The organism is Bradyrhizobium retamae (assembly GCF_001440415.1).
GTDB lineage: Bacteria > Pseudomonadota > Alphaproteobacteria > Rhizobiales > Xanthobacteraceae > Bradyrhizobium > Bradyrhizobium retamae.
Window position 1 is genome coordinate 39,304 of record NZ_LLYA01000181.1, and the last position, 22,062, is coordinate 61,365.

At 63.2% G+C, this 22,062-nt stretch carries 19 protein-coding genes; 13 read left to right on the plus strand and 6 right to left on the minus strand.

The features are described 5' to 3' along the window. The first annotated feature begins 8 nt into the window (after positions 1–8). The 4 genes from CQ13_RS29320 to CQ13_RS29335 all read left to right on the plus strand — a co-directional run bounded on the left by CQ13_RS29320 (position 9) and on the right by CQ13_RS29335 (position 4,689). Positions 9–1,739 carry an AMP-binding protein gene (locus CQ13_RS29320; protein ID WP_057846308.1) on the plus strand — a complete coding sequence of 577 codons (1,731 nt, stop codon included), beginning with the start codon at positions 9–11 and terminating at the stop codon, positions 1,737–1,739. Positions 1,740–1,742: 3 nt separating this feature from the next. Further along, positions 1,743–2,222: a MaoC family dehydratase gene (locus tag CQ13_RS29325; RefSeq protein ID WP_057846309.1), complete on the plus strand. Its 480-nt coding sequence runs from the start codon at positions 1,743–1,745 to the stop codon at positions 2,220–2,222. A 174-nt stretch (positions 2,223–2,396) separates the two neighbouring features. After that, positions 2,397–3,314, plus strand: a complete 918-nt coding sequence (locus CQ13_RS29330) for an SDR family NAD(P)-dependent oxidoreductase (protein WP_057846310.1) — start codon at positions 2,397–2,399, stop codon at positions 3,312–3,314. Between the two features lie 145 nt (positions 3,315–3,459). Next, positions 3,460–4,689 carry a BaiN/RdsA family NAD(P)/FAD-dependent oxidoreductase gene (locus CQ13_RS29335; protein WP_057846311.1) on the plus strand — a complete coding sequence of 410 codons (1,230 nt, stop codon included), beginning with the start codon at positions 3,460–3,462 and terminating at the stop codon, positions 4,687–4,689. A gap of 79 nt (positions 4,690–4,768) precedes the next feature. Here CQ13_RS29335 and CQ13_RS29340 read toward each other — a convergent pair whose 3' ends face one another. The 3 genes from CQ13_RS29340 to CQ13_RS29350 are packed head-to-tail and all read right to left on the minus strand — an operon-like array spanning position 4,769 to position 8,196. Then, the gene (locus tag CQ13_RS29340) at positions 4,769–5,851 is read right to left on the minus strand and encodes a D-TA family PLP-dependent enzyme (RefSeq protein ID WP_057846312.1); all 1,083 of its coding nucleotides are present in this window, start codon (positions 5,849–5,851) and stop codon (positions 4,769–4,771) included. 32 nt (positions 5,852–5,883) lie between these two features. Then, positions 5,884–7,698 carry an ABC-F family ATP-binding cassette domain-containing protein gene (locus CQ13_RS29345; protein ID WP_057846313.1) on the minus strand — a complete coding sequence of 605 codons (1,815 nt, stop codon included), beginning with the start codon at positions 7,696–7,698 and terminating at the stop codon, positions 5,884–5,886. Between the two features lie 3 nt (positions 7,699–7,701). Continuing rightward, on the minus strand, positions 7,702–8,196 hold the full coding sequence (locus tag CQ13_RS29350) for a YaiI/YqxD family protein (protein WP_057846314.1): 495 nt from the start codon (positions 8,194–8,196) through the stop codon (positions 7,702–7,704). A 151-nt stretch (positions 8,197–8,347) separates the two neighbouring features. Between CQ13_RS29350 and CQ13_RS29355 the strand changes: the two genes are divergently transcribed. Beyond that, complete coding sequence (locus CQ13_RS29355; protein WP_057846315.1) at positions 8,348–9,142, plus strand: hotdog family protein; 795 nt, start codon at positions 8,348–8,350, stop codon at positions 9,140–9,142. Between the two features lie 167 nt (positions 9,143–9,309). Here CQ13_RS29355 and CQ13_RS29360 read toward each other — a convergent pair whose 3' ends face one another. Continuing rightward, complete coding sequence (locus tag CQ13_RS29360; protein ID WP_057846316.1) at positions 9,310–11,685, minus strand: xanthine dehydrogenase family protein molybdopterin-binding subunit; 2,376 nt, start codon at positions 11,683–11,685, stop codon at positions 9,310–9,312. Positions 11,686–11,903: 218 nt separating this feature from the next. Between CQ13_RS29360 and CQ13_RS29365 the strand changes: the two genes are divergently transcribed. Further along, on the plus strand, positions 11,904–12,947 hold the full coding sequence (locus CQ13_RS29365) for a Ppx/GppA phosphatase family protein (RefSeq protein WP_057846317.1): 1,044 nt from the start codon (positions 11,904–11,906) through the stop codon (positions 12,945–12,947). 87 nt (positions 12,948–13,034) lie between these two features. Here the strand turns inward: CQ13_RS29365 and CQ13_RS29370 are convergent, their stop codons facing one another. Then, on the minus strand, positions 13,035–13,664 hold the full coding sequence (locus CQ13_RS29370) for a phasin family protein (protein WP_057846523.1): 630 nt from the start codon (positions 13,662–13,664) through the stop codon (positions 13,035–13,037). 218 nt (positions 13,665–13,882) lie between these two features. On the opposite strand from CQ13_RS29370, the gene CQ13_RS29375 reads away from it, so the two are divergent. The 3 genes from CQ13_RS29375 to CQ13_RS29385 all read left to right on the plus strand — a co-directional run bounded on the left by CQ13_RS29375 (position 13,883) and on the right by CQ13_RS29385 (position 16,781). Beyond that, positions 13,883–14,839 (plus strand): alpha/beta fold hydrolase, encoded by a 957-nt coding sequence (locus tag CQ13_RS29375; RefSeq protein ID WP_057846318.1) that lies wholly within the window; start codon positions 13,883–13,885, stop codon positions 14,837–14,839. A 117-nt stretch (positions 14,840–14,956) separates the two neighbouring features. Further along, a complete protein-coding gene (locus CQ13_RS29380; RefSeq protein WP_057846319.1) occupies positions 14,957–15,640 on the plus strand; it encodes an RlmE family RNA methyltransferase in 684 nt (227 codons plus the stop codon). 319 nt (positions 15,641–15,959) lie between these two features. Beyond that, entirely contained in the window at positions 15,960–16,781 is an 822-nt protein-coding gene (locus CQ13_RS29385; protein ID WP_156433978.1) for a Crp/Fnr family transcriptional regulator, read from the plus strand. A gap of 110 nt (positions 16,782–16,891) precedes the next feature. On the opposite strand, the gene CQ13_RS29390 is transcribed toward CQ13_RS29385, so the two are convergent. Further along, positions 16,892–18,370: a DHA2 family efflux MFS transporter permease subunit gene (locus tag CQ13_RS29390; protein ID WP_057846320.1), complete on the minus strand. Its 1,479-nt coding sequence runs from the start codon at positions 18,368–18,370 to the stop codon at positions 16,892–16,894. Between the two features lie 138 nt (positions 18,371–18,508). Between CQ13_RS29390 and CQ13_RS29395 the strand changes: the two genes are divergently transcribed. The 4 genes from CQ13_RS29395 to CQ13_RS29410 all read left to right on the plus strand — a co-directional run bounded on the left by CQ13_RS29395 (position 18,509) and on the right by CQ13_RS29410 (position 22,061). Continuing rightward, on the plus strand, positions 18,509–18,757 hold the full coding sequence (locus tag CQ13_RS29395; protein ID WP_057846524.1) for a hypothetical protein: 249 nt from the start codon (positions 18,509–18,511) through the stop codon (positions 18,755–18,757). A gap of 223 nt (positions 18,758–18,980) precedes the next feature. Further along, positions 18,981–20,471 (plus strand): IMP dehydrogenase, encoded by a 1,491-nt coding sequence (gene guaB / locus CQ13_RS29400; RefSeq protein ID WP_057846321.1) that lies wholly within the window; start codon positions 18,981–18,983, stop codon positions 20,469–20,471. Between the two features lie 181 nt (positions 20,472–20,652). Next, positions 20,653–21,675 (plus strand): NADP-dependent oxidoreductase, encoded by a 1,023-nt coding sequence (locus CQ13_RS29405; protein WP_057846322.1) that lies wholly within the window; start codon positions 20,653–20,655, stop codon positions 21,673–21,675. 119 nt (positions 21,676–21,794) lie between these two features. Beyond that, positions 21,795–22,061, plus strand: a complete 267-nt coding sequence (locus CQ13_RS29410; RefSeq protein ID WP_057846323.1) for a hypothetical protein — start codon at positions 21,795–21,797, stop codon at positions 22,059–22,061. Position 22,062: the final 1 nt, after the last annotated feature.

The following is a 22,062-nucleotide window of genomic DNA, read 5'->3' on the forward strand; positions in this document are numbered from 1 at the left end:
GAGACCTGATGACGACCTTCCAGGAAGCGCGCGCCTTTCTGCTCAAGCATCGCACCGATTACGATGCAGCAGTGAACGGATTTCGCTGGCCGGATCCGGTTCCATTCAACTGGGCGCTCGACTGGTTCGACGCGGAGCTCGCGCGCAATCCTGACAGCCGGGATCGCCCGGCGCTCTGGATCGTCGATCCCGGCGACAAGGACACAAGGCTCACGTTCGCCACGCTGTCGCGCCGCTCCAATCAGGTCGCAGAGTTCCTGCGGGCGCAGGGGTTGAGGCGCGGCGATCATTTGTTGTTGCTGCTCGGCAATGTCGTGCCGCTGTGGGAGACCATGCTGGCGGCGATGAAGCTCGGTGTGGTCGTTATCCCCGCCACCACGCTGCTCACCCCGGACGAACTGCGCGATCGGCTCGAGCGGGGCAGGGCGCGGGCGGTGGTTGCCTCGCAGGATCAGGTCGCGAAATTTGCGGGCCTCGGCGGCGACGGACTGGTGCGCATCGTGGTCGGCGCGACATCGAACCACGATGGCTGGCTGCCCTTTGAACAGGCTGCCAGCGCCTCGGACGACTTTACACCTGAAGGCCCGACCAATGTCGACGATCCGATGCTGCTTTATTTCACCTCGGGCACCACGGCGAAACCAAAGCTGGTGCGGCATAGCCAGCGTAGCTATCCCGTCGGCCACCTGTCGACGATGTTCTGGCTCGGTCTGCAGCCGGGCGATGTCCATCTCAACATTTCTTCGCCGGGCTGGGCCAAGCATGCCTGGAGTTGCTTCTTCGCGCCGTGGAATGCGGGAGCCACCGTGTTCGTGGTCAACCAGCCGCGCTTCGACGCCAAAGCCCTGCTCACCACGATCGGCCGCTGCGGCGTCACCACGCTGTGCGCGCCGCCGACGGTGTGGCGGCTGTTCATTCAGGAGAAGCTCGCGGATTTCAAGGTAAGCCTGCGCGAAGTCTGCGGCGCCGGCGAGCCGCTCAATCCCGAAGTGATCGACCAAGTGAAGGCGGCGTGGGGTCTCACCATCCGCGACGGCTATGGCCAGACCGAGACTGCGGCGCTCGCCGGCAATTCGCCGGGCCAGAAGGTGAAGATCGGCTCGATGGGCCGTCCGTTGCCAGGCTACCGGGTGCGGATCACCGACAATGACGGCCTCGTCACCAAGGAGGGCGAGGTGACGCTGGTGCTCGGCGCCGACCGTCCCGCAGGCCTGATGCAGGGCTATCAGGGCGAGGACGGCAAATTGAGCGGCGCGGACGGCGATCTCTACCGCTCAGGCGACGTGGTGTTTGCCGACGACGAGGGCTATCTCACCTTTGTCGGCCGCTCCGACGACGTCTTCAAATCTTCCGACTATCGCATCAGTCCATTCGAGCTGGAGAGTGTGCTGCTGGAGCATGAATGGGTAGCTGAAGCCGCGGTTGTCCCAAGTCCCGATCCGATCCGGCTCGCAATTCCAAAAGCCTACGTGCTGCTGGTATCAGGCGTGGAGCGTTCGCCGGAAACGGCGCTGTCAATCTTCAAACATCTGCACACCCGGCTCGCGCCGTTCAAGCGCATCCGCAAGGTCGAGCTGGTGACGGAACTGCCGAAGACGATTTCCGGAAAGATCCGCCGCGTCCAGTTGCGTCGGCTCGAACATGATAATAATCGCAGCGATGCGCTGCGCGGCGCCGAGTTTCGCGAAGAAGAATTCCCGGAGCTGCAGAAAGTGCGGACCGCCGGGTTGGAGAGCTAATCAATGAATGAAGTCTGGAAGAAACCACCGGTCTCGTTTGAGGCCTATCAGGCCATGGTCGGCAAGGAGATCGGCGTGTCGTCGTGGCATCTGATCGACCAGAGCCGGATCGATATCTATGCCGACGTGATCGAGGACCATCAGTTCATTCATGTCGACCCGGAACGGGCAAAGAAGGAAACCGCGTTCGGCAATACCATCGCGCATGGCTTTCTCACCATGTCCTTGATGAGCATCATGTCCTATGAGGTGATGCCGGTCATCGAAGGCACGGCGATGGGCGTCAACTATGGGTTCGATAAGCTGCGCTTTCTCTCGCCGGTCCGCGCCGGCTCGCGGGTCCGCGGCCGCTTCACGCTGATGGAAGCCAAGCTGCGCAAGCCGAAGGAATTGCAGTCGCGCACCAACGTCACCGTCGAAATCGAGGGCGAGGACAAGCCGGCGTTGGTCGCCGATTGGATCGGGCTGATCTATTTCAACTAGGTTTTGCCCGTCATGGCCGGGCAAAACCGCGAAGCGCGTCTTCAAACCAGTTGACCCGGCAATCCATCGCTGATCAAAAACTCTTCAATTTTAATGGATGCCCGGGGTCACCCCCGATCAAGTCGGGGGCAGGCGCCCGGGCATGACGGGCAGGAACAATCGGGATCAGTACTCATGGCAATCAGGTTTGACGGACGCGTCGCAATCGTCACGGGCGCGGGCAATGGTCTGGGACGGGCGCATGCGCTGGGGCTGGCGAGCCGCGGCGCCAAAGTGGTGGTCAACGATTTCGGCGGCGCGCGGGACGGCACCGGCGGCTCGCTGACGCCGGCCGAATCCGTGGTCGAGGAAATCCGTAAAGCCGGCGGCACGGCGATGGCCGACGGCGCCGACGTTTCGAAGTTCGGACAGGTCACGGCCATGGTCGAGCGAGCCACCAAGGAGTGGGGCAGTGTCGATCTGCTCTGCGCCAATGCCGGCATTCTCCGCGACAAGTCGTTTGGAAAAATGGACGTCGCCGACTTTGCCAAGGTGCTCGACGTCCATCTCGTCGGCACGTTTTACTGCTGCAAGGCGGTGTGGGATGGCATGCGCGAGCGCAATTACGGCCGGATCGTGCTGACCACCTCGTCGTCGGGCCTGTTCGGAAATTTCGGCCAGGCCAATTACGGCGCGGCGAAAGCCGGCATGGTCGGTCTGATGAACGTGCTGGCCGAGGAGGGCCGCAAGAACAATGTCCGCGTCAACACGATCTCGCCGACCGCGGCCACCCGAATGACGGAAGAGCTGCTGCCGCCGCAGGCGCTGGCGCTGATGAAACCCGAAGCGATCACGCCCGCGGTGGAATATCTGCTGAGCGAAGACGCGCCGACCCGCACCATCATGGGCGCGGGCGCGGGTTCGTTTGCGGTGATCAAGATCATCGAGACCGAAGGCGTCAACTTAGCCCAGTCCGACTGGACGCCCGATGCTATTGCCGCGCACTTTACCGAGATCGACGACGTGTCGGAAGCCAGGGCGCTGCAGGGCGCATTCGAGCAGACGCAGAAGTACGTCGCCCAGGCCGCGGCGAGGGCGGGGATCAAGCTGTAGCTTACCGTCCCTCCGCCGTCATGGCCGGGCTTGACCCGGCCATCCACGCCTTTGTTGCCGCATCAAGATCAAGGCGTGGATGCCCGGGACAGGCCCGGGCATGACGACTGTTATTGTGGCAGCCAATCTGGCCTACACTCTAGCCATGTCATCGCCTTCCAAAAACGCCGCGATCATCGGCGCCGGCCCCGCCGGGCTGATGGCCGCCGAAGTGCTTGCGCAAGGCGGCGCTGCGGTCACCGTCTATGACGCCATGCCATCGGCGGGGCGTAAATTCCTGATGGCGGGGCGCGGAGGGCTCAACCTCACGCACAGCGAGCCGTTGCCGCAATTCCTTACCCGCTATCGCGAGGCGATGCCGCATCTGCAAGCCGCAATCGATGTGTTTCCGCCGCAGGCTTTGCGCGACTGGAGCGAGGCACTGGGGCAGGAGACTTTTGTCGGCTCCAGCGGCCGGGTGTTTCCGAAAGTCTTCAAGGCCTCTCCATTGCTACGGGCATGGCTGCGGCGGCTGGACTCGATGGGCGTCAAACTGGCGCTACGCCATCGCTGGGTCGGCCGGGACGAGCAGAGCCGCCTGCGCTTTGAAACGCCTGGTGGACCCCTCGTCGTCGATCCCTGCGCAACCGTGCTGGCGCTCGGCGGCGCGAGTTGGCCGCGGCTCGGATCGGATGGCGCGTGGACGGAGATTCTGGCGGCAGGAGGCGTGAAGATATCTCCGCTCCAGCCCGCCAATTCCGGCTTCACCGTCGCCTGGTCGGAGATTTTTCGTGACCGTTTTGAGGGGCAACCGCTCAAGGGTGTGGCACTGACATTTGGCAAACACAGCATACGCGGCGAAGCCATCATCACCCGCACTGGCATCGAAGGCGGGGCGATCTATGCGCTATCTACCGCATTGCGCGAGGCCATTGTGATTTCAGGGCAAGCGACCCTGTACATCGCGCTGCGGCCTGATCTTGAGCAAAAAGAGCTGATCGCGCGGCTGTCGGGATCAAGGGGCAAGCAATCCCTGTCCAACTTCCTGCGCAAGGCCGTGGGTTTGTCGCCGGTTGCGATCGGCTTGCTGCAGGAAGCAGCCAAGGCATCCGGCGCTTCGCTGGCGTCGATGTCGCCGGCCGATCTCGCTCACCTCATCAACGCCATGCCGATCGAACTCACCGGCACAGCCCCGATCGCGCGCGCGATTTCGACGGCGGGCGGCGTACCCTTCGACGAACTCGATGCCGATTTCATGCTCCGCCGCTTGCCCGGCGTATTCGCGGCGGGCGAAATGCTCGACTGGGAAGCGCCGACGGGAGGGTATCTGCTGCAAGCTTCGTTCGCCACCGGCGTAGCGGCGGGCCGGGGTGCGCTGAGGTGGCTTAATTCGTAGAGCGAGCGACACCCATCACTTCGCTGCCCGGCAAGTCCCGATGGGTTTCGCTGCGCTCTACCCATCCACGGGGGCCTTCCTACCGCAGCTTCCCCCTTGCCGCGACCGGCAGCGTGCCGACGATCTCGTCGCCGCGCACCATCACTACTTCGTCCATCATGTTGACGACGACGCAGACATGGTTCGGCACGATCCGGACGACGTCGCCGACATTCGGCCGCGTGTTGCTGCGGGCCAGGTCGAGAAAGCCGTGCTCTTCCGCAAAGCGCGCGATCTTCGCTTCCGGGTGCTCCAGGATCAGCCCGTAGCCGTCGAGGCCGCCGCCGGGATCCGATGTCAGCGTCTTCGAACCGGCGTCCAGAATGCCGCGGTCCGGTCCGGCGCGGCTCACGACGGTGGAATAGATGTTCAGCGCGCAATCATCCCATTCGGCGACGCCGGCCGCGACCTGCATGCGGTCGTTGTAGATATAGGTGCCGGGCCGATGCTCGGTCGCGCCCTTCAGCTTGCCGAGATTTTTCAGATTGGGCGAGCCGCCGGTCGAAACCATCGTCGCATCAAGCCCGTGCGCGCGGACACCGGCCAGCGCCTCGTCGAAGAACTTTTGCGCTTCCGCCCAGCCGGTTTCGGTCGGGTACAGCATGAAGCCCGCAAATTGCAGCCCCTTCGAGCCAGCGATCTCGCGCGCCAGCGCTATCGCTTCGGCCGGTGTTTCGACGCCGGCGCGCTTGCGCCCCGTATCGCACTCGATCACGACCGACAGCGGCCGGCCCGAAGCTGCGGCGGCCTGCGGCAGGCCGGCGATCACAGTCGAATTGTCGGCGGCGACCGTCATGTTGGCCTTGGCCTGCAGCGCCGCGAGGCGGGCCATCTTTTCCTCGCCGATCAGATTGTAGCTGATCAGGATGTCGTCGATGCCGGCTTCCGCCATCACCTCGGCCTCGCCGAGCTTCTGGCAGGTGATACCCTTGGCGCCGGCTGCGATCTGCATCTGTGCGAGCAGCGGGCTTTTGTGGGTCTTGATATGCGGCCGGTTGGCGACGCCGGCGGTATCGCAGGCGACCTGGATGCGGGCGATGTTGCGCTCGACGCGGTCCATGTCGATGACCGCACAGGGCGTGCCGTATTCGCGGGCGATTTTTGCGGCGAGGGGCGTTGTCATGCTCTTCTCTCTGTTTGAAACCGTAGTCAGTCCTACGCTTGCTCGATCTCTTCCCGCAAAACTTCCAGCTCCAGCCACCGGTCTTCGGCGGCGGCCAGCTCTTCCTGCGTTTTTGCAATCGCCGATGACGCCGCGTCGAATTTTTTGCGATCCTTGGCGTAGAGGTCGGGATCGTCAAGCAGCTTCTGCTGCTTTGCGATCTCGGCCTGCAATTTCGCGATCGTTTTCGGCAGCGTTTCCAGCGCATGCTTCTCGTTGAAGTTCAGCCGGCGCTTTGGGGCAGCGGAAGGGGCGGTAGCTCTGGTCTCCTTCTTTTCCGCAATCGGCGCCGGTCCATTGACAGATTCCCGTGACAAGTCCTCGCCGCGCTGAACCAGCATGTCGGTGTAGCCGCCGGCATACTCGATCCAGCGACCATTGGCTTCCGGCACGATCACCGACGTCACCACGCGATCGAGGAAATCGCGGTCGTGGCTGATCAGGATCACGGTACCCTCGTAGTCACCGAGCATCTCCTCGAGCACGTCGAGCATTTCGAGATCGAGGTCGTTGGTCGGCTCGTCCAGTACCAAGAGGTTCGACGGCTTTGCCAGCGCTCGCGCCAGCATCAACCGGCCGCGCTCGCCGCCGGAAAGCACCTCCAGCGGCGTGCGCATCTGTTCTTGCGCGAAGAGAAAGTCCTTCATGTAGCTGACCACGTGTTTCGGCTTGCCGCCGACCATGACATGGTCGCCGCGGCCGCCGGTCAGCGCTTCCGCCAGCGTCGATTTCGGATCGAGGCTTTCGCGGTGCTGGTCCAGCGTCGCCATTTCCAGATTGGCGCCGAGCCGGATCGTGCCGCTATCAGGCGGATCGTTGCCGATCAAAAGATGAACCAGCGTGGTCTTGCCGGCGCCATTCGGGCCGACGATGCCGATGCGGTCACCGCGCTGGATTCGGGTCGAAAAACTCTCTACGATCTTGCGCTCGCCGTAGGCCTTGCTGATGTTTTTCGCCTCGATGACAAGCCTGCCGGATTTTTCCGCCTCCGCGGCCGCGAGGTTGGCGCTGCCCGTCGCGCCGCGATAATTGCGCCGCTGGTCGCGCAGCGCGTGCAGGTTACCAAGCCGCTTGACGTTGCGCTTGCGGCGGCCGGAGACGCCATAGCGCAGCCAGTGTTCCTCGTTGACGATCTTGCGGTCGAGCTTGTGCTGCTCGCGCTCTTCTTCCGCCAGCACCTCGTCGCGCCAGGCTTCGAATGCGGAGAAGCCGCGGTCGATCTGCCGGATCTGGCCGCGGTCGAGCCAGGCGGTCGAGTGCGACAGGTTGGAAAGGAACCGGCGATCGTGACTGATGAGGACGAGAGCGCAGCGGCGGCTTTCCAGTTCACCTTCCAGCCATTCGATGGTGGGAAGGTCGAGATGGTTGGTCGGCTCGTCGAGCAGCAGGATATCGGGCGAGGGCGCCAGTACCCGCGCCAGCGCCGCGCGGCGGGCTTCGCCGCCCGAGATATGCGCGGGGTCCTCGTCACCGGAGAGCCCGAGCTGTTCGACCAGATAGCGTGCCTGGTAGTGATCGTCGCCGGGGCCGAGGCCTGCCTCGACATAGGCCAGCGTGGTCTTGTGGTCGCCGAAATCAGGCTCCTGCGGCAGATAGCGGATGGTGGCGCCGGGCTGCACGAAGCGGCTGCCGCTGTCGGGCTCGACCAGGCCGGCCGCGATCTTGAGCAATGTCGACTTGCCGGAGCCGTTCCGCCCGATCAGGCAGACGCGCTCGCCCGACGACACCGACAATTCCACGCCTGATAGCAGCGGCGTGCCGCCAAACGTCAACCTTATATCTTTCAGCTGGATCAGCGGCGGCGCCATCGTTCAACCCTGGTTCGGCGCAGGCTGCTGCGCCCGCTGGCGCTGGATACGGCGGATGGTCTGGTCGAGCGCCGACAGAAACGTCGAGCGGTCGCGCGGCGCAAAGGACTTTGGGCCACCGGTCACTTCGCCTGATGAGCGCAGGTCGGTCATCAGATTGCGCACCGCGAGCGTCATGCCGATCGATGCTTCCGTAAACGGCTTGCCGTTCGGCGCGATCACCTCGGCGCCGGCCTTCACGCAGCGGCTGGCGAGCGGGATATCCGATGTGATGACGATGTCGCCGCGGCCGGCGCGCTCCGCGATCCAGTCGTCGGCGGCGTCCATGCCGGAACCGGCGGCGATGCGCTCGATCAGCGGATCCGGCGGCACGCGGATGAAATTTCCCGCAACGACGCTGACCGGCAGGCCGTGGCGGATCGCGACGCGATAGATCTCGTCCTTCACCGGGCAGGCGTCGGCATCGACATAGATGCGGGTTTGGTTCACGTCAGGCATATCGGTTCGACAGCGGTTCTCTTGCCCGCGCGTGGTAACCTATTCGATGCCGGAATGCGAGGGAAACGGGGGCCGGGAACACGCTTGCCACCGCACATTCTTTGCGTACCATAACCGGCGGAAAAACAACCAAAAACAACAGGAAACGGGCATGCCCATCGAGCCGTATCGCGTCCAGGCCTACAACACCGCCAAACAATCCGAAAACAAGATGCATGACGACACCGTGGCAAAGCGGTTCGGGTTCTCAGGTGGGCTGGTCCCCGGCGTCGACGTGATGGCCTACATGATGCACCAACCGGTGACGAAATGGGGCCGAGCATTTCTGGAACGCGGATTGATCGAGGCGCGTTTCGTCAAGCCGGTCTATGACGGCGAACTCGCTGAGCTGAGGGCGGAAGAAGACAACGGCGTGCTGTCGATCGAGGTGCAGAGCCGTGGCCAGCTTTGCGCCAGCGGCACGGCGTCGTTGCCGGTCTCCGCGCCGGCTGTTTCGCTCGCAGACTACCAGGAAGTTGCGGCGGTCGCGGAACGCAAGCCGGTTAACGCATCTTCCTATGATGTCGGCAAATGGCTCGGCACCATCCCGCGCGACTGGGCGGGCGAAGAGGCTGTGGGATATCTCGCCGACATCAGGGAAACGGATACGATCTACGCCAGGGAAGGCCTGGGTCATCCCGGCCTACTGCAGCGGGTGATGAATCGCGTGCTGGTCGATAATGCCATCCTGGGCCCGTGGATTCATGTCGGCAGCCGCATGCAGCTTTTGTCGGCCGCGAGAGCCGGCGATGTCATCACCGCGCGTGCGAAGGTGGTCGGCAATTACGACAAGAAGGGCCATCGTTTCGTCGAGCTCGACGCGCTGGTCGTCGGCAACGGCAACACGCCGCTGGCGCATTGCCACCACATCGCGATCTACCAGCCGCGCGAACAGGCGGCGGCGTAGTGGGGTAAGGCGCGCGCCAATCTCACCTGTCATTCCCCGCGAAGGCGGGGAATCCAGTACGCCGCAGCTTCTCGGCTCTATTACTGGCGTCTCTGGAATACTGGATCGCCCGGTCATCAAGCCGGACGATGACAGTTGTGTGTGTGTGTGTGACGAGTAGCGTAGCCTCACGCCGCCGCCTTCGCCTTCGCGTCCTGGATCGCCCGCCACACCCGTTCCGGCGTCAGCGGCATGTCGATATGGGTGATGCCATAATCCGACAGCGCGTCGACCACCGCGTTGACGATGCAGACGAGGCTGCCGGCGCAGCCGGCTTCGCCGCAACCCTTGGTGCCCAGCGGATTGGATTTTGCCGGCGAGGGATGGTCGCCGATCTCCATCGGCGGAATGTCCCCGGCCCGCGGCAGCGCGTAATCCATGAACGAGCCGGTGATCGGCTGGCCGCTGGCATCGTAGCTGACCTGCTCCATCAGCGCCTGCCCGATGCCCTGCGCGACGCCGCCATGCAACTGGCCGGCGACGATCATTGGATTGACCACGGTGCCGAAATCATTGACCGCAAAATAGCGCACGATTTGCACGACGCCGGTTTCGGGATCGATTTCCACCTCCGCGACATGACAGCCGTTGGGGAAGGTGGACGGCGTGTCCTTGGTGGCATGGTCGACGTCGAGCGACAGCGGCACGCCTTCGGGCATCTTGCCTTCGCGCAGGCGCTTCGCCAAATCCATGATGCCGATCGAGCGATCGGTGCCGGCGATGGTGAAGCGGCCATTGGAAAATTCGATGTCGCCTTCGGACGCTTCCATCAGATGCGCGGCCGCCTGCTTGCCCTTTGCGATCACGAGTGCGGAGGCTTCCACGATCGCCTGGCCGGTCGCCGTGATCGAGCGCGAGCCGCCGGTGCCGTTGCCGAAGCGGACGAGGTCGCTGTCGTTCTGCTCGATGGTGATCTTCTCGAAGGGAACGCCGAGCTGCGCCGACAGCACCTGGGCGAACGGCGTGGCGTGGCCCTGGCCGTAATCGAGCGTTCCGGTGGTCAGCTTCACTGAACCGTCCGGCTCGAAGGTGATCTTGCCGAGTTCGCCGCTAGGCGGCGCGGTGACTTCCAGATACGACCCAACGGCGATGCCGCGCAGCTTGCCGCTCTTCTTGCTCTCCTTCTTGCGCTTGGCAAAATTGGCGTGGTCGGAAACCTCCAGCGCCTTGTTGAAGACGCCTGCAAAGTCGCCGCTGTCATAGGTGACGCCAGAAGCCGCCGCGAACGGCAGTTGCGACGGCTTGATGAAGTTGCGCTTGCGCAGCGTCAGCCGATTGATGCCCATCTCGTCGGCGGCGCGGTCGATCAGCCGCTCCATGTAGTAGTTCGCCTCGGGCCGGCCGGCGCCGCGATAGGCGCCCATCAGCGTGGTGTTGGTCAAAACCGTCTTGATGTCGACGCCAAGCAGCGGCGTGCGGTAGACGCTGGCGAGGTTCTTGCCGGTGTTGAGCGACAGCGGCCCCGGCGCGACGCCCGTGATATAGGCGCCGAGATTGCCGTAGCCCGAGAGCCGTACCGCGAGAAACTTGCCGTCGGTATCGAGCGCCAGTTCGGCGTGGATGAGCTGCGCGCGGCCGTGGCTGTCTGAGAGAAAGCTGGTCGAGCGCTCGTCGGTCCATTTTACCGGACGGCCCAGCGCCTTCGCCGCATGCAGGATGCAGGTGTATTCGGGATAGCTCACGTTCTTCATGCCGAAGGAGCCGCCGACATTGGCGGTGAGGATACGGACCTTGTCGTTCGGCACATTGAGGATTTTTGCCAGCGTCACCTTGTTGCCGGAGACGCCTTGCGTCGGCACCTGCAGCGTGAAGCGCTCGGCCGCCTTGTCGTAGGCTGCCAGCGCCACGCGCGGCTCCATCGACACCACGGCGACGCGGGTGTTGACGATGTCGAGCCTGGTTACATGGGCGGCGGCAGCGAACGCGGCGTCGATCTTGGCAGCATCGCCGTAGTGATAATCCAGCGCGACGTTGTTCGGGATGTGGTCGTAAAGCTGCGGCGCGCCGGGCTTTGCGGCTTCCGCCGCATCGGTCACGGCGGGCAGCGGCTCGATGCCGAGCTCTATGGCCTCCGCCGCATCGCGCGCCTGCGCCAGCGTTTCCGCGACCACGAAGGCCACGGGGTCGCCGACGAAGCGCACCTTGTCGGTCGCCAGCGCCGGACGGTTGGTCTGCAACAGCGGCGTGCCATCCCGGCTCTTCAACGGCAGGCCGCAGGTGAAGGGGCCGTAGCCGGCGGCCTCGAGGTCCTTGCCGGTCCAGACGCCGAGCACCCCCGGCATCGCCTTGGCGGCGACCGTGCCGATTCCCCTGATGATTCCGTGGGCATGGCTGGAGCGCACCATCCAGCAATAGGCCTGGCCGGGCAGGGTGAAATCGTCGGTGTATTTGCCCCTGCCGCGCACCAGCGTGTCGTCTTCGTTGCGGCGCACCGGCTGCCCCACACCATGCTTTTGCAGTGCGATAGCGTTGTCCAGAGAGGGGGCCGACGTGTGATCTTGCATCGAGAACACCTGAAATATTTGGGATTCTCTCGGATTTCTTGTTGGATTCTTGGTTCCGAGAGTCCCCGCCCAGATAACGCACCGCGTCATGCACGACAACGGCCGATTGGGCATAGTCCTATGTGATGGGTTGTTGCGTAGCCCCTTGGCGCTGTTAAAGTTTCCGTGAACGGTAATTTTCTTCGGCGGCCCGACGGGTCTGCGGAAAGACAGTTTTGATGAACCACGATACGCGGCTGCGCGAAGCCATTGAGGCCCGCGCCAGCCCGTCAGGGGCGGTTGCGGCGGCCACGGCAAACGGTGTCTATGCCGCGCTGGACCTTGGCACCAACAATTGCCGGCTTTTGATCGCCAGCCCGGCCGGCGACGGTTTTCGCGTGGTGGATTCGTTTTCACGGATCATCCGGCTTGGCGAGGGCATTTCCGCAACCGGTTCCATCAGCGAAGCGGCGATCGAGCGCGCCATCGCGGCGCTCAGCATCTGCAGCGACAAGATCCGCTACCGCAAGGCCAAGCGCCTGCGGCTGATCGCAACCGAAGCCTGCCGAGCCGCCGCCAATGCCGACAGCTTTCGTGCCCGCGTCGCGAGCGAGACCGGCATCCGGCTCGAGGTGATCGATCGCGAGACCGAAGCAACCCTGGCCGTGATCGGCTGCTCGCCGCTGCTTGACGCCAAAGGGCGGGGCGCGATCCTGTTCGACATTGGCGGCGGCTCGACCGAGCTGGTGCGGATCGAGCGCGATCCGGAAGAGCAGAACGCGGTGCCGCGCATCAAGGCGTGGATGTCAGTCCCGCTCGGCGTCGTCACGCTGGCCGAGCATTTCGGCGGACGTGACGTCACGGCGGAATCCTATGCGCGGATGGTGCGCGAAGTCGCGCAATATGTGGCGCCGTTTGCGGCCGAGCACGGCAACGATCTGCGCGACATGCATATGCTGGGCACCTCGGGCACCGTGACGACGCTTGCCGGCATCCATCTCAATCTGGCGCGCTACGACCGCCGGCGCATCGATGGCATCTGGATGAACGGTTCCGACGTCACGGCGGTGATCCAGCGGCTGCTCGGCATGAGCTATCAGGAGCGGGCCAATAATAACTGCGTCAGCGTCGAGCGCGCCGATCTGGTGCTGGCCGGCTGCGCCATTCTCGACGCGATCCGCGACGCCTTCCCATTGCCTCGGATCAGGGTGGCCGACCGGGGCTTACGCGAAGGCATGCTGGTGGAGATGATGCGCGAGGACGGCGCGCTGCGGCCGTGCTGATGTGCGGGTCCCGGGCTATGCCCGCAGACTGGAAGAGCGGCTGAAACCCAGCCGCTCTTCCCTCAAAGCTAAGCCATAGTGCCCGCACTAGGCGGCACGCCGTATCTCTTCCATATTTTGCTTAATCTGCTTTCCGGCATCGTCGGCCAATCTGAGCGACATGTCGGCTATCCGACGGCTGCTCTCCAGAACAGATCCCACGGTCTCACGTACCAAGTCCGTCTGAACGGCTGCAACCTCCTGAGGAGTTCGGCAGGCCCACAGTTCATTCATGCGGTCCATGCTCGTCTCGACCTGATGCCGAACCAACTGCAGGTATTCCTGCGAAATGCCACCCATCACTTTGGCAGCAGTCGTGCCGGTGTAAAGGATGGTTTGCGCGTTGCGGGCCGATCGTTCGGTTGCCTGTTGCACTCCGTCTCCTGATAGGCCGAGCGTGCGACCAAGTTGCTCCGTGGACCGCCCCATAACGGTCGTCGCCATATCCAGGCCGAAGCGCCAGGTGTTCTGTAACGTCTCGGCGTTTTGCTGGAATAGGGTAGCACTGGCCCGGGCCACTTGCTCGCCGGCTTCGGCCGCCACTTGTCCGGCGCGCGTCGTCTGTTCGGCTGCAGCTTGTCCGAACCGGCTGGCCTGTTCAGCAGTCCTCTCGCCGGCGCGGCGTGCTGCGTCTTCCATGCCTTGGGTAGACTTTTCCTCCTGGCGTGGGTTTGCCATCTTAGTTCTCCGCTGATTGCAGGTTGATGACTCCCCCAGCTCCGACCCGAGCAACGCAATCGCTGTGCGACCGTTCCAAGTCTTCCGATCTTTTCCGCGCTTCTCGTTTAGTTCGCAACGACCGCTTAGGAACGTCGGCAACATGTCGCGGTTATGCCGCAGACTGGCTCTTCACTCGCCGCAATTCGGCTGGCTACGCACATCACGAGGCTCAGCGAATGTCCACTGCCGAAGCCATCTTTGTCGTCGTCATCTGTGTCCTACTTGTTCTGGTGATCGGGAATATACTGTTCTCGTTCCTGGCCGAGCGAAAGAACCCACCGATCGGCCGTTTCATCGACTGCGATGGTGTGCGGCTGCATTACCTCGAACGGGGTGACCCGGCAGCTCGGTGCGTCGTGCTGTTCCATGGCAACGGCACGATGATCCAGGATCTCATCATCAGCGGACTTGTGGATCGTCTAGCCAGCCGCAGCCGGGTCATATGCTTTGATCGGCCGGGCTTCGGATACAGCCAGCGGCCGCGCGCGCGGATCTGGACTGCAACGTCCCAGGCGGCGCTGTTTGTAAAGGCTCTTGATCAGCTCGGCGTGCGCGATCCCGTCGTGCTTGGCCACTCCTGGGGTGCGCTGGTCGCTGCCGCGATCGGATTTCAAAATGACTACCCGTACCCGATCCGCGGTCTTGTGCTTGCTTCCGGGTACTACTTCCCCACACCGCGGTTGGACTTCTGGATGCTATCAGGTCCAGCGATACCGGTCTTAGGGGACCTGGTCCGTTACACGGTTGCGCCGATGATCTCATGGGCCATTTTGCCGGCCCTCATTCGCAAGCTCTTTGCGCCACGCTCTGTCCCGGAAAACTTCAAGCATGGCTTTCCGGCGTCCCTGACGCTCAGGCCAAAGCAGCTAAGGGCGGCCGCTGAGGAAAGCGCGTTCCTCATTCCGGAAGCAGCGCGGTTCCAGTCTCGTTATCCGAGCATTCGGTGCCCGGTCCATATCTTCCATGGAACGGCGGACCAGATTATCGAGCCCGAACAGGCTAGCCGTCTAAATGAGGTGCTGGGTCATTCCGACCTGCATCTCGTCCGGGGTGCCGGACACATGGTGACCTATGCAGACAGCACCTCTATTGCGCAGGCCGTCGAGTCCCTGGAAATCGCGACGGTCAAATAGGAACGTTAGGATGATGGGTCCGGCGGTCTCATTATACTCGCTTCAATGCGCATCCACTTCCGTGCTACTGATTCCAGGCTCCGGGTCCGGGCTGGCATTTTCAAGACAAGTATCGATATGGCGAAAGACACCACCGGACGGTTGCACGTCACGGTCAAGAGCGCGGGCAAGCGCAAGCTGTCGTCAAAGCTCTGGCTGGAGCGGCAGCTCAACGATCCCTACGTGGCGAAGGCCAAGCGGGAGGGCTATCGCTCGCGGGCGGCCTACAAGCTGATCGAAATCGACGACAAGTATCGGTTTCTCAAGCCCGGCAACGCCGTGGTTGATCTCGGTGCTGCCCCTGGCGGCTGGAGCCAGATCGCGGCCAAGCGCGTCGGCGCGATCAATGGCAAGGGCAAAGTGGTCGCGATCGATCTGCTGGAAATGCCGGAAATTCCCGGCGTCGATTTCGCACAGCTCGACTTTCTGGCCGAGGACGCACCCGAAAAGCTGATCGCAATGATGGGCGGGCGAGCCGACGTTGTGATGTCCGACATGGCGGCCAACACCACCGGCCACCGCAAGACCGATCAGCTCCGCATCATCGGCCTCGTCGAGACGGCCGCGGCCTTTGCCGCCGAGGTGCTCAATCCCGGCGGGACGTTCCTGGCAAAAGTCTTTCAAAGCGGCGCCGATGCCGAACTCGTCGGCCAATTGAAGCGCGACTTTTCCAGCGTGCGTCACGTCAAGCCGGCCTCGAGCCGGCAGGACTCCTCGGAGCGCTACGTGCTGGCGATGGGGTTCCGAGGGCACCGCAACTAGAGCGTTTTCCAGCGAAGTGGATACCGGTTCGCGTCAAGAAAACGCGTCAAAACAACAATCTAAGGCCCTGTTCTGATTCAATCAGAACCGGGCTCTGCCTAAGCGCAACCTGGACGGCGCGAGATTGGACAGCGTCTCCAACGGTTGCAGTCCTGGGCTGGATCACGCATCGAATCCCTGGAACTTTCTCCCGTAGCGGCGTATTTCAGTATTCAGCATTTCAGTACTCAGGCGCGGTCTGTTTTGTCGCATGCAGCCCCAACGCCACCGGGAATTCTCTGCAAGCGAGCCGCGCCTCCGTCTGGGAAGGAGTATTCCCGTGATGGAGCAGAGGGCCAGAGTTGGCAATCGATTGTTAGCTGCGTTGCCACCGGCAGATCTCGATTTGCTTGTGCGTCATTTCCGACTGGTTACCCTCGAACGTGACGCCGTGCTGGTACGGTCGGGCGATCCAATAGAACGGATTCATTTCCCGCTTAGCGGCCTGATCGCTTTCGTGATGGATATGCCGAGCGGACAAACCGTTGCGACCGCCGTCGTTGGCAATGAAGGAGCCGTGGGCGTTCTGACGACGCTGGGGCCTTCCCGCTCTCCGATGACGGCGGTGGTGCGGATGGCGGGGACCGCATTGCAGATTTCGCCGGCACAGTTTCAGGCGGCGCTTGAACGCAGCAGCGCCTTGAGGGGAACGGTTCAAATCCACACCAGGGCGCTAATGGTCCAATTCCAGCACGTCGCAGCCTGCAATGCGCTGCACTCGGTGACGGCGCGCTTGGCAAGATGGTTGCTGCAACTCCACGATCGTGCCGACGGCGACATCCTGCCGCTGACGCAACAGACGCTTTCGGAATTGCTCGGTGTGCGCCGCCCGACGGTGACGCATGTCGTATGCAAGCTGCGCGCGTCTGGTGGAATCCGATCCAATCGGCGGAGCTCGATTGAGATTGACAGGCCGCGGCTCGAAGCGGCGACATGCGAGTGCTACCAACTCATGCGCCGTAGAATCGCTCGCATCGTCCTGACGGAAGACATGAAAGTGCCGCCGCTTGGCGCCGAAGCTTCCCTGTCTGCCAACGCGGACAAAGTGCGGCAGCGCACTCCGACGCGGGGAACAACCGGACAACGGCCAAGGGGTCATTGAGAGGTCGTTGACCGGATGCTGGGCCTCAAATCGGCTCGACGGGGGCAGGATGTTCAGTGCGGCACAGAAACGGGAAAATCCGGCATTTGAGCGTGATAATGCGCCGCGAGTTACCCGAGCCGCTGATCCCGCGCGTCCTCGGTGCCTTCGCTGGCGGCCTTCTTGGTCGCTGCTTTTTCCGCACCCTTGCGGCTGGAGATCTCGACGACCTTGCGCCCTGAAATTTCGTGGCCGGCGTCGTCAGGCATCTGCCAGAAGAAGTATGCTGACGCCGCCGAGATGATCGCAACCACGAGGAATGCGGGCGGGAATACGCCGGCACTCAGCTCTGTGACATGCTGGTACAGCATGGTCGATTCGACCGAGAACGCGCCCACGGCGACGCCTGCCGATATCGCCAATTGCTGGTTGACGCTGACGAGCGTGGTGGCTCGGCTCATCTGCGCCGGCTCGACCTCGGCATAGGCGACGGTGTTGATCGCGGTGAACTGCAGCGAGCGGAAGAAGCCGCCGACCACCAGGATGATGAAGATCAGCAACAGCGGCGTCGTCATCGTGAACAATGCGCAGGCCGCAAGAAAGACTGCGCTGATGACGGCGTTGATCGTCATCATGTAGCGGAAGCCGAAAGCGCGGATGATGCGTGCGGCCAGCGTCTTCATCCCCATGGCGCCGACGGCCGAGGCAAACGTCACCAGGCCGGACTGGAACGGCGTCAGCCCAAAACCTTCCTGCATCAACAGCGGCAGCAGGAACGGCAGCGCGCCGATGCCGAGCCGGAACAGGAAGCCGCCGATAATGCTGGCGCGCATGGTGGACAGTCGCAGTAGCGAGAAATCCAGCACCGGCGAGCCGGTTCGTTTCGCATGCATGACATAGAGCGTCATCGAGATGGTGCCGATCGCGACGAGGCCCGCGACAATCGGCCATGGCAACAAATTGAGACCCGCGACCGAGAGACCGAAGGCGATGCCGGCTAGCCCGATCCCGGCCAGCACCAGCCCATAGAGATCGAAGCGCTCGGGATCCTCGCTCTTGATCGGGTCGATGTACTTCATCGCCATGAAGATGCCGAGCAGCCCGATCGGGATGTTGATCAGAAAGATCCAGTGCCAGGAGAAGTAGGTGGTGATGAAGCCGCCGAGCGGCGGACCGATCACCGGCCCGACCAGCGCCGGCACTGTCACCCATGTCATCGCATTGACCAGCGAGCTTTTGTCGATCGAGCGCAACAGCACCAGCCGCCCGACCGGCGTCATCATCGCCCCGCCCATGCCCTGCAGGATGCGGGCAATGACGAAATGGGTGACGTTCTGCGACAGCGCGCACCCGATCGACCCGATCATGAACACGCCAATGGCGATCGAGAACACCATGCGCGCACCGAAACGATCGGCGGTCCAGCCGCTGGCCGGAATGAACACCGCGAGCGAGAGCAAATAGGACGTGATCGCCAGCTTCAGCGTCAGCGGGCTGGTGCCGATGTCAGCCGCGATCGCCGGCAGCGAGGTCGCAATCACCGTCGAGTCCATGTTCTCCATGAACAGCGCGGTGGCGACGATCAGCGGGATCAGGCGTTGCTTGTCCATCGGGATCGGGGGACTGGAGAGTGAGGCAGGCGAGGGCGCTGTATCATCCCGCCGTCACACAAGCCATTGCGAAACCGGGCAAACCACCTAAATCCTGCGTGACGCTGGTATGCACCGCGCCAGCCGCTGGAGGTCATGATGATCTACGTTCTCGCCGCGCTGTTGCCGCCGCTCGGGCTGCTCCTGAACGGGCAGCCGTTTTCGGCGATCTTCAACCTGGTCCTGATCGTGTTTTGCCTGATTTTCGGGCTGATCTTCCACGTCCTGTTCTTGGTGCCGTCGGCGCATGCGTTGATCGCGGTTCACATGAAGCGGGAGGATCGCCGGCACCGCGAGGTGGTGGAGGCGATCCGTCAGCACGGGCCGCCGCCAGGCTACCGGTCGTAAGGCCTTCCCCGTAAACTCTTCCCCTAAGTCCTTGGGATTGCGGCGTTTCCCGAAAAGTCTGTGCATGGCCGTCAAACGCTTTGATTCGGCGTGCTGCCATGCTATCGACCACCGTCAACCCCACCGATGGGCTTCGATTCGACGGCGATGCCGGTAGCATCGCCGAAGGCGGCGTTCATCCATAGAACTGATCGCGGCGGCGAGCCGCCGAAAGGAGTTGGCAATGGCGCAGGGACTTCAGGGTATCCGTGAAGCCTTCACGTTCGACGACGTGCTTCTGAAGCCCGGTCTCTCGGATATCTTGCCCTCGGAGGCTGATATCCGCTCCTACGTGACCCGCGCAATTCCGCTGAACATTCCGATTATCGCGTCGGCGATGGACACGGTCACCGAAGCGCGCATGGCGATCGCGATGGCGCAATCAGGCGGCGTCGGCGTCATCCACCGCAACTTCGATCCCGAGGGGCAGGCCGCCCAGGTGCGGCAGGTCAAGAAGTATGAATCCGGAATGGTGGTCAATCCGCTGACCATCGGTCCCGATGCGATGCTGTCGGACGCGCTGGCGCTGATGAAGGACCACGGCTTTTCCGGCATTCCCGTCGTCACCGGCGCCGGCAAGAATTCGCCCGGCAAGCTGATCGGCATTCTTACCAACCGCGACGTCCGCTTTGCGACCAATCCCAAGCAAAAAGTCTCGGAGCTGATGACGCACGAGAACCTCGTCACGGTTCGCGAAGACGTCAGCCAGGACGAGGCGAAGCGGATGCTGCACACGCACCGCATCGAGAAATTGCTCGTTGTCGACGACCAGTACCGCTGCGTCGGGCTGATCACCGTCAAGGACATGGAAAAGGCGGTCGCGCATCCGCTCGCCTGCAAGGACGAGCATGGCCGTTTGCGTGTCGCAGCGGCGACCACCGTGGGCGAGGGTGGCTTTGAGCGCACCGAGCGGCTGATCGATGCCGGCGTCGACCTGATCGTGGTCGATACCGCACACGGCCATTCTTCGCGGGTGCTCGAAGCGGTCAACCGCATCAAGCGGCTTTCCAACTCGGTGCAGGTGATTGCCGGCAATATCGCAACGAAAGAGGGCGCACAGGCGCTGATTGACGCGGGCGCCGACGCGATCAAGGTCGGCATCGGCCCGGGCTCGATCTGCACCACGCGCATCGTCGCCGGCGTTGGGGTGCCGCAGCTCACCGCGATCATGGATGCGGTGGAAGCGGCGAAGAAGGCCGACGTTCCCGTGATTGCCGATGGCGGCATCAAATATTCCGGCGATCTGGCCAAAGCACTCGCCGCCGGTGCCGACATCGCCATGGTCGGCTCGTTGCTCGCCGGCACCGACGAGACGCCCGGCGAAGTGTTTCTGTGGCAGGGCCGCTCCTACAAGGCCTACCGCGGCATGGGGTCGGTCGGCGCGATGGCGCGCGGCTCGGCCGACCGCTACTTCCAGCAGGACATCAAGGACACGCTGAAACTGGTGCCCGAAGGCATCGAGGGCCAGGTGCCGTACAAGGGCCCGGTCGCCAACGTTATGCACCAGCTCGCCGGCGGCCTGCGTGCCGCGATGGGCTATGTCGGCGCACGCAACCTTGCCGAATTCCACGCCAAGGCTCAGTTCGTCCGCATCACCGGCGCGGGCCTGCGCGAAAGCCACGTCCACGACGTGACGATCACGCGGGAGAGCCCGAATTATCCGGGCGGGGCATAATCCGGCAGACGGAATTATTCCACCGTCATTCCGGGGCACCATAGTTCGATGCTTCGCATCACCCGGAATGACGGTCTTTGCTTGACGAAGATGGATTGCTTCGCGCAGCCTGTCATCCGGCGGCGCTTCGCGCCGACCGGGTGGCTCGCAACGACGAAGAACCAAACCGGAGGAAACACCCATGTCCCAAGGCAAACGCATCGTTCTCGCCTCGCGCCCCGTCGGCGAACCAAAACCCTCCGACTTCCGCCTTGAGGATTGCCCCATCCCCACGCCGGGCGCTGGCGATGTGCTCCTTCGCACCATCTGGCTGTCGCTCGATCCCTACATGCGCGGGCGCATGAGTGAGGGGCCGTCCTACGCCCAGCCGGTGCCGATCGGCGGCGTGATGGAAGCAGGCACCGTCAGCGAAGTGATCGCCTCCAACAATCCCGGATTCGCCAAGGGCGACATCGTGCTGTCGCGCGCGGGCTGGCAGACGCATGCGATCTCCGACGGCAAGGGTCTTGCAAAAATCGATCCTGACATCGCGCCGATCTCGACCGCGGTCGGCGTGCTCGGCATGCCCGGCATGACGGCGTATACGGGCCTGCTCGACATCGGCAAGCCGCAGGCGGGCGAGACCGTCGTTGTCGCGGCCGCTTCCGGCGCGGTCGGCTCGGCGGTCGGCCAGATCGCGAAGATCAAGGGCGCCCGCGCGGTCGGCATTGCCGGCGGCAAGGACAAGTGCGCTTACGTCAAGAATGAACTCGGCTTCGACGATTGCCTTGATCACCGCGACCCTGATCTGGCGGCCAAGCTGAAGGATGCTTGCCCAAAAGGCATCGACGTCTATTTCGAAAATGTCGGCGGCACGGTGTTCGAAGCGGTGTTCCCGCTGCTCAATGCGTTTGCGCGCATTCCGGTCTGCGGCCTGATTGCGCATTATAACGATACGCAGGCGGTGGCGCCGAAATGGGCGCCGTCCCTGATGCGCGCGGTATTGACCAAGCGCCTGACCATCCGCGGTTTCATCGTCAGCGATTTCGCTGCGCGCCATGGCGACTTCCTGCGCGACATGTCGGGGTGGGTGCGCGAGGGCAAGGTCAAGCACAAGGAGTTCGTCACCGAGGGCCTTGAGAGCGCGCCGGCTGCGTTCATGGGCCTTCTGAAGGGCGCCAATTTCGGCAAGCAACTCGTACGCGTCGGGCCCGACAAGACTTGAGGTCGGCGCGCCCCGAGTTCCAGGAACCATCAGGGAAGAAGCTCACGGCTACTTGAGGCGCGCGGCGGAACGTCCCTTCGAAAGTGTCGTTTGGCTTTGACATCTGATGGAGAAGCCAAATGACGAACTGCAAGAAACTATCGCTCGGCCTGGTTGCCGCTACGATGCTGGCCACTCCTGCGATGGCTCAAGTGGTCTATCAGGAGCCCGGCGTGACAGGCTATAGCCACCCGAACTCAGCTTACGTCACAGGAGGCTATGGCGTCAGAACCACCACGCCCCCGGGCTATTACTACGGTAACCGGTTTCACCCGGCTCCACGTGTGGGCGCATTTGCGTCACAGCCTTGGGACGATGGCTCCTACTACATTGAGCGGGAGTACTGAG